Below are 14692 nucleotides of genomic sequence, written 5' to 3' on the forward strand. Positions count from 1 at the left end.
CCCGTGCGTTGGAGTTCGTGCTTCAGAGTCGTGCGTCGGGGGGGCGCGCCTCGGAGCCCGTGCTTCAGAGTCCGTGCGTCAGGGGCCGCGCCTCGGAGCCCGTGCGTCGAAGTTCGTGCCTCGGAGTCCGTACCCAGCGCCCCTGCCTCAGCGTCCGTCCTCGGGCGCGTGGCCGCCGTTCAGCCGGGCGGCCAGCGCACGGGCTGCCAGGTCGAGCGTGAAGCCGAGCACGCCGATCACGAGAATCACGGCGGTCAGTTCCGAATAGGCGAGCCGGTCGCGCGTGTCGAGAATCAAATAGCCCAGCCCGGAACTGACGCCGATCATTTCCGCCGGCACCAGCACGATCCACAGAATCCCGATGGCGAGCCGCACCCCGGTCAGCACTTGCGCGGCGATGCCGGGCACATAGATGTGCCAGAGCATTTCGGCGCGCGTGGCGGCCAGGCTGTGGCCCAGTTCGATCCAGCGGCGATCGAGCTGCACGACGCCGGCCGCGGTGCTGAGGATCAGCGGCCACACCGCCGCGAAGGCGAGCAGGAAGATCACCGAGCGATCGCCCACGCCGAGCGACATCACCGCGATCGGCATCCACGACAGCGGCGACACCATGCGCAGGAATTGCAGTGTGGGCGACAGCGCCTGCTCCAGCCAGCGCAGCCTGCCGATCGCGAAGCCCACCGGCACGCCCACCACGAGCGCGCAGCCGAGGCCGGCCGCGATGCGGCGCAGGCTGGTGGCGACGTGGCCGAGCAACTGATCGTCGTGGATCAGTGTCGGCAGCGCCTGCCAGGCGCGCCACGGCGAGAACTGCGCGAGCATCGCGTTGTTGCCGCCGAGCGTGGCCACGGCGAGCCACCAGAGGCCGAGCGCGGCGGCCAGGCCCGCTACGCCGAGCAGGGCCGCGCGAGCGCGGGCTCGCCGCGCACCGGGCGCCTGCCCCGCGCGCGGCGCGGCCGGATCGACGGGCAGCACGCTAGACAAGAATCGTCTCCTGGCGCGTATAGCCGGCCGGCAGGCCGAAGGCAGCCATGCCTCCCGCCGCTTCGATGCTCTTCTTCACGAACCGGTCGTCCACCAGGTCGCGCGCCGCGAAGGCCGGATCGAGCTGCGCGAGGAACCCGCTCGCGCCCTCGGTGCGGGTCGTCTTCAGGCGCCGCACCAGTTCCTCGGTGTAGCTCGGATACGGATACGGCTGGAAGTCGATGCGCCCCGAGTGCCAGTCGGCATGCCGGATCGCGCGATCGCCGAGATAGCGGCCGGCGTCGCCGGCGGGCGGCGCGAGCACGCGGCCGAGCAGGGCGGAGGCGTGCGGCGTGTAGTGGTGCTCGTCTTCCTTCGACAGCAGCCGGGCCGCCTCCTGCGGATGCGCGCGGGTCCAGAGCTGCGCCTTCACGATTGCGTCGACCACCTTTTGCGACCAATCCGCGCGCTGCGTCAGGTCCTGTTCGTGCATGAAGATCGTGCAGCAGGCGTGGTTGCGCCAGACGTCGCCCGTGAAGCGCAGGATCTTGCCGATGCCGAGCTGCTCGGCCGCCGCGTTGAACGGCTCGGCCACGGTGTAGCCGGCGATCTGCCGCGCGGCCAGCGCGGGCGGCATGTCGGACGGCGCCATCACGATCAGCGCCACTTCCTTCGGCCCGGGCGTCGCGCCTTTCTGCAGCACCGGCGTGAGGCCCTGGCTGCGCAGCATGTCCTGCAGGATCACGTTGTGGATCGAATACCAGAACGGCACCGCCACCGTCTTGCCGCCGAGATCGGCCAGTGAACCGATCTCGGGCGTGACCGTGAGGGCCGAGCCGTTCACGTGGTTCCAGGCCACCACCTTGGCCGGCGCGCGGCTGCCGTAGCGCGCCCACAGCGTCATCGGAGAGAGCAGGTGCACCACGTTGACCTGCCCGGACAGGAAGGCCTCGACGAGCTGCGCCCAGCTACGCAGCAGCACCGGCTTTTCGGCCTTCACGCCGGCCGCGTCGAACAGGCCGTTGGCATGCGCGACCAGCAGCGGCGCGGCGTCGAGGATCGGCAGGTAGCCGATGCGGACCGGCGCGTCGGGCTCGGCCGCCGCGCGCGCATTCAGCGTATGGAGCAGCGGCGCGGCGCCGGCCACGGAGAACAGGGTGGCGAGCTTGAGCCACTCGCGGCGGGACATCGGGATATCGCACATCGTCAGGCATTCACCGTGGTGGAGTCGGTCGATCGGAACGATCGGCCGGGGCAATCAATCGGACAAATCGGACAAATCGGATGGTTCGGACAGGAACGCGGCGGACGGCATGGCCGCATGCAGGGCCGCCAGGATCGGCACGCGCAGCGCGCCGAGCGCGGCCAGTTGGGACTCGCGCGGCGGCGCGACGCTCACCGGCCATTCGCCCGCGAGCCGGCCGTGGCCGAGCAGCACGATGCGATCGGCCACCCGCAGCGCCTCGTCGATGTCGTGCGTGACGAGCACGGCGGTGGCGCCGGTGCGGCGCACGATCGAAACCAGCAGGCGCTGCATGCCGGCGCGCGTGACTTCGTCGAGCGCGCCGAACGGCTCGTCGAGCAGCAGCACGCGCGGCTCGCGGGCCAGGCTGCGGGCCAGCGCGGCGCGCTGCGCCATGCCGCCCGACAACTGCGTCGGCCGCCAGTGGCGCGCGTGTTCGAGGCCGACGGCGTGCAGCGCGTCGCTCACGCGCGACTTGCGCTGCTCGCGCGAGAGCGGGGCCTGCCGGGCAAAGTCGAGGCCGAACGCGACGTTGCGTTCCACGTTGAGCCAGGGCAGCAGGGCCGGATGCTGGAACGCCAGCGCGACGTCGGCGCGCGGCCCCGCGATCGGTTCGCCGTCGAGCCGCACCGCGCCCGCGCTCGGCGCGACGAGGCCCGCGATCGCGCGCAGCAGCGAGGATTTGCCGCAGCCGCTGGGGCCGAGCAGCGCCACGATCTCGCCGGGCTCGACCACCAGATCCACCCCGTGCAGCACCTCGCGGCTCGCGTAGCGCAGCGCGAGGCCGCCGATTTCCAGGCGCGCGCCGCTCATGCCGCGTCGGCCTGCCGGTGGCGCGCGAGCTGGGTCTTCAACTGCACGAGGCTCGGCGTGACGATCGGCACGAACGCCGCTTCGCGCACGCGCCGCGCGGTGCCGCCGCTGCCGCGCAGGTAGCCGCGTCCGCCGCTGGCCTGCACTTCGAGGCCGACGGCGGCGTTCACGGTGCCGGCCAGCGCGATCCGCAATTCGAACAGCGCGGCCGGTTGCGCGAGAAAGCGGCCGTCGAGCACGCCCGACAGCAATTGCACGCGTTGCGCCGCCAATTCGGCGGCGAGTGCGTCGATCTCTTCCGCGATCGCCTCGCGGGACGCGTCGCCGCTGGCCGATGCCGCCGTCAGCGCACGCTGCGCGAGCCCCAACGACATGCCGCATTGCAGGCCGAGAAACGCCGGGCGCAGGCGCGCGAGAAACGCGGGCGCGTCGGCGGTGATGCGCCACGCGGCGTCGAGCACGACGCCTTCCAGGCGCAACGCGGCGGTATTGCTGCCGCGCAGCGCCACCAGATCGAGATCGTCGCTGCGCTGCAGGCCCGGCGCGTCGTGCGGCAGCGCGAAGATCGAGGGCGGCGCGCCATCGTCGTGCTCGAACGCCGCGGCGGCCAGAAAGCCTGCCGGGCGCAGGTTGGTGATCCACGGCAGGCTGCCGTCGAGCGCGTAGCCCTGGGCATGCCGCGTCGCGCGCATCTGCAGCGATTCGATCGCCGACAGGTATTTCATCGCGTTCGACAGGCCGCTGGCGCCGGCGGTCGTGCCGTCGATCAGGGCCGGCAGCCAGCGCTCGCGCAACGGCGCGCAGTCGCCTTGCAGCAGGTATTCGACGAAGGTGCGATGGCCCCACAGCACGAAGGCGGCGGCCAGCGAATGGCCGGCCACCTGCGCGACCGCATCGATCGCATCGGCGATGTTGCCGCCCGCGCCGCCCGACGAGGCCGGCACGCCGATCGCGCTCAGGCCCGCGCGCGCGAGCCGCGGCAGCACCTCGGCGGCGTGCGCCGGTTCGGTGTCGAGCGATTCGGCGTGCGCGTCGAGCCAGTCGCCGAGGCCGGTGTTGCGCGTGCTGGTGAGCGAGGTCATGCCGGTTGTGCCTTGGGTTCCCAACGGTAGGCTTCGAGCTGCGGATTGAGCGCGTTGTGCGAGAAGTTGTTCGCGAAGTTGCAGAGCGTGGCGAGGCTGACGCCGAGAATCACTTCGAGCGCATTCGCGTCGCTGAAGCCGGCCTCGCGAAACGCCGCCTGCGCGGCGTCGGACACGTTGCCGCGCGTGTCGATCACGGCGCGCGTGAAGTCGGCCACGGCGGCGAGCCGCGCGTCGGGAATCGGCGCCTGGTCGCGGATCGCCGTGACCAGGTCGGCCGGCAGTTGCGCCTTCTTCAGCGCCACGGCGGTATGGCCGGCGACGCAGAAGCCGCAGCCGTGGATCGCGGCGGCGGTGATCTGCACCACCTCGCGTTCGGCCAGCGACAGGCCGCTGCGGCCATTGATCGCCGCCACGGTCAGATAGGTTTCGAGCGCGGCCGGCGCGTTCGCGAGCGAGGCGACCAGGTTCGGCAGGAAGCCGTTCGCCGCGAGCGATTGCTCGAGATAGGGGCGGCTCGCTTCGGGAGCGGTATCGACGGTGTGCAGCGGCAGACGTGCCATGGTGTCCTCGAAAACAGCGGAAATCGTTCGGACGGCCATTGTGGCGGCGCCCGGCGGCAGCGGGCAATGCGGCCCCGTCTGCGTTTCCTGCGGATTCGTCTCGGGCGCGGCGCCGCTCAATGCATGGGTGCGTAGACCGAGGCGTCCTGCATGCGCTCGCGGCGGCACGCGCCGGGCGGCAGGCCCGTGACGCGCTTGAAGGCCTGCGCGAAGGCCGATTCGGAGCGATAGCCGACCTGTTCGGCCGCATCCCAGGTGGACGCGCCGTGCCGCAGCAGTTCGGCGGCCACCTTCATGCGCAGCAGCGCGAGGAATTGCGCGGGAGGCTGGCCGCAGGCATCGGCGAACTGTTTGCAGAATCTTGCGCGCGACATGTGACAGAAGCCGGCCATCGAGGTGGTGGTCCAGTCGTCGGCGGGGCTCGCAATGATCGCATTGACGAGCGGCGCGAATTCGGCGCGCCGCATCACCGACCACAGCCCCGGCGCGAAGCTGTCGGCGCTCGCGATGCTGCGCAGTGCGTAGAAAAACAGCACGTCGGTCAGGCGGTCGACGAGCGGCGAGGGCGCATCGGGGGTACGGCGCACTTCCTCGCGGATCAAGTCGAACACCACGCGCGCGCCGGCCAGGCGGGCGTCGTCGTGGCGCGCGATGATGTGGTCGGGCAGCAGCCCGTGGATCGCGTCGCCGAGATCGGAGCGGAATTCGAAGAAACCGCAGGCGAGGCCCACGCTGCCCGCCGAGGCGTCGGCCTCGAGCGCCGTCATGGTGCCGAGCCGTTGGCCGAGTTCGTCGGCTTCGGGTGCGCGTTCCCTTGGCGACAGGCAATGCGCCACGTCGTGCAGCAGGAACACGGCGTCGCCGGCCGTCAGCCGGGTGCTCTGCGCCGCTCGCGCGGGCGTGGCCGGCAGATGCAGCCAGCATTCGCCCTGCAGCACGAGATGGAAGCTCGCGCGCTGATGGCCCGCTGTCGAGGCCTGATAGACGCCGCAATAACGGCCCGCATGGAACAGCGTGCTGCGCAGTTCCAGCCCGGACAGCAGCCAGTCGGCGGCGCGTTCAACGGTGGTCGGCATGATCGGGTGCGACGGCGATGCGCGAAAAAAGGGGAACTTAGCTTAGCGCCCGGCGGCGGCACGGCCAAAGAAGCGTTGGGATGAAGCATATGCGCCAGGGTGATAAGCATGCCGGGCCGGGGTTTCCGCGTTGCGGCAGAGGAACCCGTCTAGTTTTTCTGTACGGCGGCCGCCCGCGCCGATGCTAAGCTGCGCCGGATCTTGTCATTGCTCGATGTCAATATAGGAGACTGGAATGATTGCTTCGCAGACCTGCCTGTTGATCGTGGTGCTGCTGCCGTTTGTATGGACCGTGTGCGCGAAGGCGCGCCAGGGCTACGACAACACCGCGCCGCGCGCGTATCTGGCGAAGCTCGAAGGCTGGCGCGGCCGCGCGGTCTGCGCGCATCAGAATGCGCTCGAAGCGCTCGCGCTGTTTACGGCGGCGCTCGTGGTGGCCTGGCACAACGGCGCGAACGGGGTGCGCGTCGATCAACTGGCCACGGCGTTCGTCGTCGCGCGCGTGCTGCACGGGGTGTGCTACGTCGCGAACTGGGCGTCGCTGCGCTCGCTAGTGTGGTTCGCGTCGATGATCTGCGTGGTCTGGCTGTTCTTCGTCGCGCCGTCGCCGTGATCGTGCGCGCATCGCACGCGGCATGAGGTTGCGCGTGCAACGATCCGGCGTGCGGGCCGGGTCGTCATGCTTGCCTCAATTGCCTCAAACCTTCTCGGGCGCGTCGCCCGACACCCAGTCGCGCACCGCCTGCACGAACAGCCGCAGCGGCGCGGGCGGATGGCGGTTGGCCGGGTAGTACAGCGCCAGCCCCGGCATCGCCACGCTCCATTCGCGCAACAGCGCCACCAGTTGGCCGTCGGCCAGATACTCGGCCACCTGGTTCTCGGGCACCCAGGCCACGCCGATGCCGGCCAGCGCCGTCTCGATCATCGAATTGATATTGCCGAGCGTCATCGGGCCGCCCACGTCGAGGCTGCTGGTCTTGCCGTTCGACTGGAAATCCCAGCGATACATCGCGCCGCTCTCGAAACGGAAGCGGATGCAGCGGTGCTGCATCAGGTCGGCCGGGCGCTCGGGCGCGGGGTGGCGCGCCAGATAGGCCGGCGAGGCCACCGCGATGAAGCGCATCTCCGGCCCGAAGCGCACGGCGATCATGTCGCGCGGCACGTCGTCGAGCACGCGGATGCCGGCGTCGAAGCCTTCGCCCACGATGTCGATGAGCCGCGTATCGGTAACGAACTCCACGTGGATATCCGGATAACGCAGCAGGAAGCCGGGCAGCACGTGGCGGATCAGGAGCCGTGTGGAGGACTCCGAAGCACTGATGCGCACCGAGCCGGCCGGGCGATTCTGCGCGGTGGCCACTTCGTCCACGGCGTTTTCCAGATCGCTGAGCGCCGGGCCGACACGGCGCAGCAACTGCTCGCCGGCTTCGGTCAGCGCGACCGAGCGCGTGGTGCGATTGAACAGGCGCACGCCGAGCCGCGCCTCCAGGCTGCGCATCGAATGGCTGAGTGCCGACGGCGAGACGGCCAGTGAGAGTGCGGCGGCCCGGAAACTGCGCTGTTCGGCGATCGCAACGAACGCCGTCAATTCGGAAAGGCCGGCACGCAACATGGTGGAACCTGAGTCATCGGGGGAGGGCAACGCGGATGCATTGCCGCGCGTAGCGTAGCACTTGCGTCGCGCGCCGTGTTGCAGCGTGGCGCGCGGTGCAAGCGCATCGTTCAGAAATGGCAATCGTGCGTGGCGAGCACGTCGGCGAACGGTCCGGCCAGCGTCAGGTTGTGATGCGCGACGATGGCCGAGGCCGGCAGCACGGGCGTGTCCATGCAGCTGTGCGCGTCGGCCGCGAGCACCGGGCGGATGCCGTGCTCGGGCGCGGCGCGGCAGGTCGTGTCGACGCAATACTGCGTCTTCATGCCGGCGACGACCAGCTCGCGCACGCCGGCTTCGGCCAGGCGCGCGGCGAGCGCGGTGCCGGAAAAGCAGTTCGGGCGCTGCTTGTCGAACACGATGTCGTGTTGCGGATCGAGGCCGAGCTCGGGCAGCAACTGCACCAGCGCGCTGTTCGGCGCGAGCGGCGTACCGGGCGCGCCCACGTGGCGCGCAGCGAGGATCATCGCGCCGGCCTCTCGCGCGCGGCCGATCAGCGTGCGCAGGTTCGCGAGCAGGCGCTCGCCTTCATACGGCGCGTCGGCGCCATGAAACAGGCCGTGCTGCATGTCGACGATCAGCAGAGCGCGGGCGGGAAACGGTTGGCGGGGTCGGCTGAGTCGGTCGGGTCGGTCGGACATCGTGGCATCTCCATCGAATGCCGGCGAGGCGGGGAATGCGCGTCCAGAAACGACGAAGCCCCGCATCGCTGGCGGGGCCTTGGGGTGGAACAGGCAGAAATGAACTGCTGCGCGCCGACCTCACGACCCGCCGAAGGCGGTCGTGGTGCGTGTCGTGGCATGGCGGCGCGGTGCGTTCATGAACGCGAGAATGACGCAGGCGTGAGGCGGCGTCAAGCGCGTGTGGCGAGCGATGCCCGCGCAACAAGACAAAGCCCGCCGAACGGGCGGGCCTGGAAAAAGCGCCCTCGCTGCATGGGGGGCATGACGAGCGAGGGCGAAGGGTAGAACTGTTGTGGCGTTCCGGGCCGCGATCAGGCCGCGACGGTTTCCGCCTGCTTGGCGGCGGGCGCCGGTTCGACGTCCTGACGAATCAGGTAGTCGAAGGCCGACAGCGACGCCTTGGCGCCTTCACCGACCGCGATCACGATCTGCTTGTACGGCACCGTGGTCACGTCGCCGGCAGCGAACACGCCCGGGATCGACGTCGCACCGCGCGCATCGACCACGATTTCGCCGTGACGCGACAGCTCGATCGAACCCTTCAGCCATTCGGTGTTCGGCATCAGGCCGATCTGCACGAACACGCCTTCGAGATCGATGCGCTTGGTCTCGCCGCTTTCGCGTTCGAGGTAGACGATGCCGTTCAGCTTCTGGCCGTCGCCGGTCACTTCCGTGGTTTGCGCGCTGGTGATCACGGTCACGTTCTTGAGGCTGCGCAGCTTGCGTTGCAGCACGTCGTCGGCACGCAGCGTGGCGCCGAATTCGATCAGCGTCACTTCGCGCACGATGCCGGCCAGATCGATCGCGGCCTCGACACCCGAGTTGCCGCCGCCGACCACGGCCACGCGCTTGCCCTTGAACAGCGGGCCGTCGCAGTGCGGGCAGTAGGCCACGCCCTTGTTGCGGTATTCGCGTTCGCCCGGCACGTTCAGTTCGCGCCAGCGTGCGCCGGTCGACAGGACGATGGTCTTGGCCTTCAGCACCGCGCCGTTCTCGAGGTGGATCTCGTTGAGCGCACCCGGCACCAGCTTGGTCGCGCGCTGCACGTCCATCACGTCCACGTCGTATTGCTTGACGTGCTGTTCGAGCGCCACCGCGAACTTCGGCCCTTCCGTTTCCTGCACCGAGACGAAGTTCTCGATCGCCATCGTGTCGAGTACCTGGCCGCCGAAGCGTTCCGCCACCACGCCGGTGCGGATGCCCTTGCGTGCCGAGTAGATCGCCGCTGCCGCGCCGGCCGGGCCGCCGCCGACGATCAGCACGTCGAACGCTTCCTTGGTGGCCAGTTCCTTGGCGGCGCGGGCGCCGGCGCCCTTGTCGATCTTGGCGAGGATTTCCTTCACGCTGCTGCGGCCCTGGCCGAAGCTTTCGCCGTTCAGGAACATGGTCGGCACGGCCATCACCTGGCGCTGGTCGACTTCATCCTGGAACAGCGCGCCGTCGATCGCCACGTGGCGGATGCGCGGGTTCAGCAAGGCCATCACGTTCAGCGCCTGCACGACTTCCGGGCAGTTCTGGCACGACAGCGAGAAATACGTCTCGAAGGAGAAATCGCCTTCGAGGCTGCGGATCTGTTCGATCGTCGACTCGTCGAGCTTCAGCGGGTGACCGCCGACCTGCAGCAAGGCGAGCACGAGCGAGGTGAATTCATGGCCCATCGGGATGCCGGCGAAGCGGATGCCGGTGGCCTTGCCCGGTTCGCCGATCGTGAACGAGGGCTTGCGCTCGGTGTCGTCGCGGCGTTCGATGACGCTCACGCGCGCCGACAGTTCGCCGATCTCGTTCAGCAGCGCGAGCAGCTCCTGCGACTTCGCGCCATCGTCGAGCGAGGCGACGAGTTCGATCGGACGGGTGAGCTTCTCGAGGTACGACTTGAGCTGGGTCTTGAGATTGGCGTCGAGCATGATAATTCGGATTCCGTAGTGTTTTTGGCACCTCGCCGGAGGCGAGGGGACGTGCGGCCCGGTTCGGGCCGCACTGTCGAGCGCCTTGCGGCGCCTTGATACCGTCTTGCTGCTGGGGGAAGCTTAGATCTTGCCGACGAGGTCGAGCGACGGGGTCAGCGTTTCTGCGCCCGGCGTCCACTTGGCGGGGCACACTTCACCCGGGTGCGATGCGACGTACTGAGCGGCTTGCACCTTGCGGAGCAGTTCGCCAGCGTCACGGCCGATGCCGTTGTCGTGGATTTCGGCGATCTTGATTTCGCCTTCCGGGTTGATCACGAACGTGCCGCGCAGTGCCAGGCCTTCTTCTTCGATCAGCACGTCGAATGCACGTGCCAGCGTCAGCGTCGGGTCGCCGACCAGCGGGTACTCGATCTTGGCGATCGTGTCCGACGTGTCGTGCCATGCCTTGTGCGTGAAGTGCGTATCGGTCGACACGCCGTAGATTTCAACGCCCAGCTTTTGGAATTCTGCGTAACGATCGGCCAGGTCGCCCAGTTCCGTCGGGCACACAAACGTGAAGTCCGCCGGGTAGAACACGAAGACCGACCACTTGCCCTTCAGATCTTCATCGCTGACCGTGACGAAATCGCCTTTGTGGTATGCGTTTGCCTTGAACGGTTGGAGCTTGCTGTTGATGATCGGCATTTGCTGTTTCCTTTGAGTGAAAAGGTGATCGGGTGGTGATCAGGAAACGCAAGTATGACGACTCGACCGGGCAATGGGAAATTGCTTGTTTCAATGAGCGGGATCGGGATTTTCTATCTGTCCCGACTTCGAGACGGATTGCGTCTCGGGCCGGGCCGTCAGGCCGGGCGCCGAAGGCGGGAGAAGCAGGCTGGGCAGGCTGGAAAGCCTTGCCGCGCGGGGTTCGCCGCCTTACCCGGAGAAGGGGGTACGCAGCGCGACGCAATGTCGCGGCGAATAAGGCGAGTGGCGCGATTTTCTCCGATTCTGCGCATTTCGTCCAGCCTTGCTTCGCATGTCGCCCGGTTTTCTGCCTGAACGATTTGACGGGCGAATGACCAAGGCGACAAATCGGCCGATATACTGCCGCGCATTCCTGAAATCGCCCGGGGCGATTGCGTAACCGATGCACGCCGATGCCGCGATGGCGGCCGAAACGGCGCGATATCGGCAGGCACGACCGACAACAACGAGAGCGCGTGGTGAAAATGAATCGATCGGGGCAACAACGCGGCGCAGTCATCTGCCTGCCATCGAGATGTGCATGGGAGGCCGTCCGATGACGACCAATCCGCCTGTCCTGGCGGTGCGCTCGCGCGCCGACGCCACCATCGAAGCGCTGGCGGCGCGCGTGACCGCCGCCACCCGCCTGCGCGGCGGTGCGGCGCAGGGCCTGCACACGTTCCTGGTGTTCGGCTTCCGGCAAGCCTGGGTGTGCCTGTTCGGCGGGCTGATGGTGGGCCTGCTGATCGCCACGCACTTCGTCTACCCGCGCGATGCGGCGCTGTCACGTTACGACTTGCTGACGCTCGCCGCCGTGGCGATCCAGATTACGCTGATCGCGCTGCGGCTCGAAACCTGGGACGAGGTCAAGGTGATCCTGCTGTTCCACGTGTCCGGCACGGCGATGGAAGTGTTCAAGACGGCGGTGGGCTCGTGGGTCTATCCCGAGTACGCGGTGCTGCGGATCGGCGGCGTGCCGCTGTTCACCGGCTTCATGTATGCGTCGGTGGGCAGCTATCTCGCGCGGGCGATCCGCGAATTCGACCTGCGCTTCACGGGGCATCCGCCGCTGCCGGTCACGGCCGGGCTGTCGCTGGCGATCTACGTGAATTTCTTCACGCATCACTACTGGTTCGACCTGCGTTACGGGCTGATCGCGCTGGTGGCCGTGGCGTTCCGGCGCTGCCATGTGTATTACCGCGTCAGCCGCCGCTATCACCGCATGCCGATGCTGCTCGGGTTCCTGCTGATCGCGTTGTTCATCTGGCTGGCCGAGAACGTCGGCACGTTCAGCCAGGCCTGGCTCTACCCCGCGCAGCGCGACGGCTGGACGCTGGTGTCGCCGAGCAAGCTGGTTGCGTGGTTCATGCTGACCATCATGAGCTACGTGATCGTCACGCTGGTCAACCCGCCGCGCACATGGCCGCCGGCGGCGGGCGAGGCGCCTCGCGGCTGAATCGTCATTGCGCGGCCGGCGCGCGGCGGTAGAATGCCGGTTTTCCATTTCCGCCGTGCGTTCGCGAATCGTTCGCGCTCGCCCGGCGCGGCGCACAGCGATGACCCACACCGACGACAAGACCCTCGACGAACTCGACCAGTTCCTGACGTCCGACATCATGTCGGAGAACACCATGACGATCGAGATGCTCGACGGTTACCTGACCGCGATCGCGATCGGCCCGACCACGATCGCCCCGACCGACTGGCTGGCCGACGTCTGGGGGCCGAGCGAGGACGACGCGCCCGATTTCGCCAACTACGAGCAGGCCGAGTACGTCTTCAACCTGATGATGCGGCACTACAACGCGATCCTGCAGACCTTCGAAGCCGATCCGTCGTCGATCGCGCCGCTGTTCAGCGTCAACGAGGTGGACGACGAGAACGGCACGCACGAGTTCATCGACGCCGAAGCCTGGGCCAACGGCTTCTTCCAGGGCATGGGCCTGCGCTGGGACGACTGGCAACTGCTGATCGACCACGCCGACGCCGAAACCATGCTGCGTCCGCTGCGCCTGCTCGGCAGCGACGACCTGGACGACGACGAACGCGCGTTGCTCGACCAGCCGGCCGAGCGCGAGCGGCTCTCGGAGCAGGTGCCCCCGGCGGTCGTGAAGATCTATGAATTCTGGCTGCCGCATCGCGGCCCGACGCAGGAGCGCCTGCTCGCGCAGACCATCCAGCGCGACGCGCCGAAGGTCGGCCGCAACGATCCGTGCCCGTGCGGCAGCGGCAAGAAGCACAAGAAGTGCTGCGGCGACGACGGCCAGCCGGACTGATCCGCCCAGCTTGCCCCGATCCTGATCCGCCATGCGCGGGCGGGCCGCGCAAGGCGCGCCCGCCCGCGTTTTTCCTTCCCGCCTTACTTCAGACCGAAACCCAGCGTGGCCAGCGCCTCGGCGAGCCGATCCCGGCCCGACAGCGCTTCCGGCCCGCGCACGCGGCGCGACGCCTGCCCGGTCCATCCCGATTCCGTCATCTGCTGCATGCGCTGGAACGCTTCCATCGACGCGTTGTAGTCGGCCAGTTGCGCGCTCGATTCGGCCGTGTAGCGTTCCTCGTGCACCACCAGCGGCGCGGGCAGGCGCGGCTTGACGTCGTTGGTGACGGCCGGATCGGGATAGCCGATCGTCAGGCCGAACACGGCGAACGCCTCGGGCGGCAGCCCCAGCTCCTGCGCGACCGCTTCGGGCTGGTTGCGCATGCCGCCGATATAGCAGCAGCCGAGGCCGAGCGATTCGATCGCGACCACGGTGTTCTGCGCGGCGAACGCGGCGTCGGCCACGGCCACCAGGAAGGCTTCGAGATAGCCGAGGCCCGCGCCCGGCATCTGTTCCTGCTCCGACACGCGGCGCAGGCGCGACAGATCGGCGATGAACACCAGCACCAGCGGCGCCTTGGCGACATGCTTCTGATTGCCGGCGCACACGGCCAGGCGCGCCTTGCGTTCGGGGTCGCGCACGGCCACCACGCTCCACGCCTGCAGGTTCGACGAGGTCGGCGCCGATTGGGCGGCGGCGGCGATCGTTTCGAGGATATCGGCGGGCAGCGCGCGCTCGGCGTAGGCGCGCACCGTGCGGTGGCGCAGCAGCGTGGCGATCACGTCGTTGACGGCCCCGTCGGCGGCATCGGCCTGCGGGGCCCAGGTGGCGCCGTAGCGCTCGCGCAGCAGTGCGTGGCGGGTATCGGCGGTGGCCGTAGCGGTGTCGTTCATACCGGAAGCGTCTCCAGACATCGATGAAAAGGCTGCCATGGTATGCGAGACGGGCGCTGTCTGCTGATGAGCGGGGCGATCGACAGCGTTTCGTCAGGCGATTTCGCCAATTTCGCCGCTTCGCCCGCCATTTCGCCCGCCGTTTCGCCCGCGGTTTCGGCGCTGGCGCGCCGGTGCATTCAATGCATGTAGGTCACGTTCCGTTCGCGCGCCCGGATCTCCAGCCCGGCGTCGAGCAGTGCGATCGAGAACCAGCGCGTGAGTTTCAGCACGCCGCTGACCGAAAACGCGGGCAGCCAGTCGTTCAGTACGCCGATCGCGGCCTCGCCGTGCGTCGATTGCAGATGCGCGATGGCCTGCAGCAGTGACGCTTCGTCGTAGGCGAGGTCCTGCGCGCAGCGGCAGCGCATGTCGAGCGGGCGCTGCGACGAACAGGCCAATGTGTTCATCATCATGTCGAAGTGATCGAGGCCGTCGGCATGCAGGCCGGCTTCCACCAGCACGTCGCGCCAGGTGTGGGCGGCGCGGGCCTGGCGGTTGCCGCCGCATTCGGGGTGCAGCCAGGTTCGCACGGCCGTCAGCACGACGCGTTCGGCGGTATCGGGGTCGCCCGCGAGCGGGTCGTCGTACAGGGATGGGCGGCCCGCGCCAAGTCGCGTGTCACTCATGGCACCTCCAGGGGCGTCGAAAGCTTCGGTTGGGCGGCTGCCGGCAGGGCGGGCCGCGTTCGGGGCGCGCCGCCGCCCGCGAGTGGGCGAGCGGCGCGCGGCAAGC

At 68.6% G+C, this 14692-nt stretch carries 15 protein-coding genes; 3 read left to right on the forward strand and 12 right to left on the reverse strand.

Features of this window, described 5'->3' with window-relative positions; all coding sequences use genetic code 11:
• Nucleotides 1-147 precede the first annotated feature (147 nt).
• The 6 genes from AB4851_RS12025 to AB4851_RS12050 all read right to left on the reverse strand — a co-directional run bounded on the left by AB4851_RS12025 (nt 148) and on the right by AB4851_RS12050 (nt 5740).
• A complete protein-coding gene (locus AB4851_RS12025; protein WP_414447388.1) occupies nt 148-984 on the reverse strand; it encodes an ABC transporter permease in 837 nt (278 codons plus the stop codon).
• Nucleotides 977-2167: an ABC transporter substrate-binding protein gene (locus tag AB4851_RS12030; RefSeq protein WP_414447389.1), complete on the reverse strand. Its 1191-nt coding sequence runs from the start codon at nt 2165-2167 to the stop codon at nt 977-979. The genes AB4851_RS12025 and AB4851_RS12030 overlap by 8 nt, the downstream gene beginning before the upstream one ends.
• A 54-nt stretch (nt 2168-2221) precedes the next feature.
• Nucleotides 2222-3019 (reverse strand): ABC transporter ATP-binding protein, encoded by a 798-nt coding sequence (locus AB4851_RS12035; protein WP_414447390.1) that lies wholly within the window; start codon nt 3017-3019, stop codon nt 2222-2224.
• Complete coding sequence (locus tag AB4851_RS12040) at nt 3016-4101, reverse strand: acyl-CoA dehydrogenase family protein (RefSeq protein ID WP_414447391.1); 1086 nt, start codon at nt 4099-4101, stop codon at nt 3016-3018. The genes AB4851_RS12035 and AB4851_RS12040 overlap by 4 nt, the downstream gene beginning before the upstream one ends.
• Nucleotides 4098-4664, reverse strand: coding sequence for a carboxymuconolactone decarboxylase family protein (locus tag AB4851_RS12045; RefSeq protein WP_414447392.1), 567 nt, complete (start codon nt 4662-4664; stop codon nt 4098-4100). Before AB4851_RS12045 ends, AB4851_RS12040 begins: the two co-directional genes overlap by 4 nt.
• 116 nt (nt 4665-4780) lie before the next feature.
• The gene (locus AB4851_RS12050) at nt 4781-5740 is read right to left on the reverse strand and encodes an AraC family transcriptional regulator (protein ID WP_414439425.1); all 960 of its coding nucleotides are present in this window, start codon (nt 5738-5740) and stop codon (nt 4781-4783) included.
• Nucleotides 5741-5975: 235 nt separating this feature from the next.
• Between AB4851_RS12050 and AB4851_RS12055 the strand changes: the two genes are divergently transcribed.
• Complete coding sequence (locus AB4851_RS12055) at nt 5976-6353, forward strand: MAPEG family protein (protein WP_414439424.1); 378 nt, start codon at nt 5976-5978, stop codon at nt 6351-6353.
• Between the two features lie 84 nt (nt 6354-6437).
• On the opposite strand, the gene AB4851_RS12060 is transcribed toward AB4851_RS12055, so the two are convergent.
• The 4 genes from AB4851_RS12060 to ahpC form a co-directional block, all read right to left on the reverse strand.
• Nucleotides 6438-7352 carry a LysR family transcriptional regulator gene (locus AB4851_RS12060; RefSeq protein WP_414447393.1) on the reverse strand — a complete coding sequence of 305 codons (915 nt, stop codon included), beginning with the start codon at nt 7350-7352 and terminating at the stop codon, nt 6438-6440.
• Nucleotides 7353-7462: 110 nt separating this feature from the next.
• Complete coding sequence (locus tag AB4851_RS12065; RefSeq protein WP_414447394.1) at nt 7463-8032, reverse strand: isochorismatase family protein; 570 nt, start codon at nt 8030-8032, stop codon at nt 7463-7465.
• Nucleotides 8033-8385: 353 nt separating this feature from the next.
• Nucleotides 8386-9978 (reverse strand): alkyl hydroperoxide reductase subunit F, encoded by a 1593-nt coding sequence (ahpF, locus tag AB4851_RS12070; protein WP_414447395.1) that lies wholly within the window; start codon nt 9976-9978, stop codon nt 8386-8388.
• 123 nt (nt 9979-10101) lie between these two features.
• Nucleotides 10102-10665 carry an alkyl hydroperoxide reductase subunit C gene (gene ahpC / locus AB4851_RS12075; protein ID WP_414439420.1) on the reverse strand — a complete coding sequence of 188 codons (564 nt, stop codon included), beginning with the start codon at nt 10663-10665 and terminating at the stop codon, nt 10102-10104.
• 598 nt (nt 10666-11263) lie between these two features.
• Here ahpC and AB4851_RS12080 point away from each other — a divergent pair.
• Together AB4851_RS12080 and AB4851_RS12085 are read left to right on the forward strand one after the other, a co-directional pair.
• Nucleotides 11264-12163: a DUF817 domain-containing protein gene (locus AB4851_RS12080; RefSeq protein WP_414447396.1), complete on the forward strand. Its 900-nt coding sequence runs from the start codon at nt 11264-11266 to the stop codon at nt 12161-12163.
• A 100-nt stretch (nt 12164-12263) separates the two neighbouring features.
• Nucleotides 12264-12983 (forward strand): UPF0149 family protein, encoded by a 720-nt coding sequence (locus tag AB4851_RS12085; protein ID WP_414439418.1) that lies wholly within the window; start codon nt 12264-12266, stop codon nt 12981-12983.
• Between the two features lie 83 nt (nt 12984-13066).
• On the opposite strand, the gene AB4851_RS12090 is transcribed toward AB4851_RS12085, so the two are convergent.
• The gene (locus AB4851_RS12090; protein WP_414447397.1) at nt 13067-13918 is read right to left on the reverse strand and encodes an NADPH-dependent oxidoreductase; all 852 of its coding nucleotides are present in this window, start codon (nt 13916-13918) and stop codon (nt 13067-13069) included.
• 179 nt (nt 13919-14097) lie between these two features.
• On the reverse strand, nt 14098-14586 hold the full coding sequence (locus AB4851_RS12095) for a hypothetical protein (RefSeq protein WP_414447398.1): 489 nt from the start codon (nt 14584-14586) through the stop codon (nt 14098-14100).
• Nucleotides 14587-14692 lie beyond the last annotated feature (106 nt).

Source organism: Burkholderia sp. 22PA0099, from assembly GCF_047497165.1.
Taxonomy (GTDB): Bacteria; Pseudomonadota; Gammaproteobacteria; order Burkholderiales; family Burkholderiaceae; genus Burkholderia.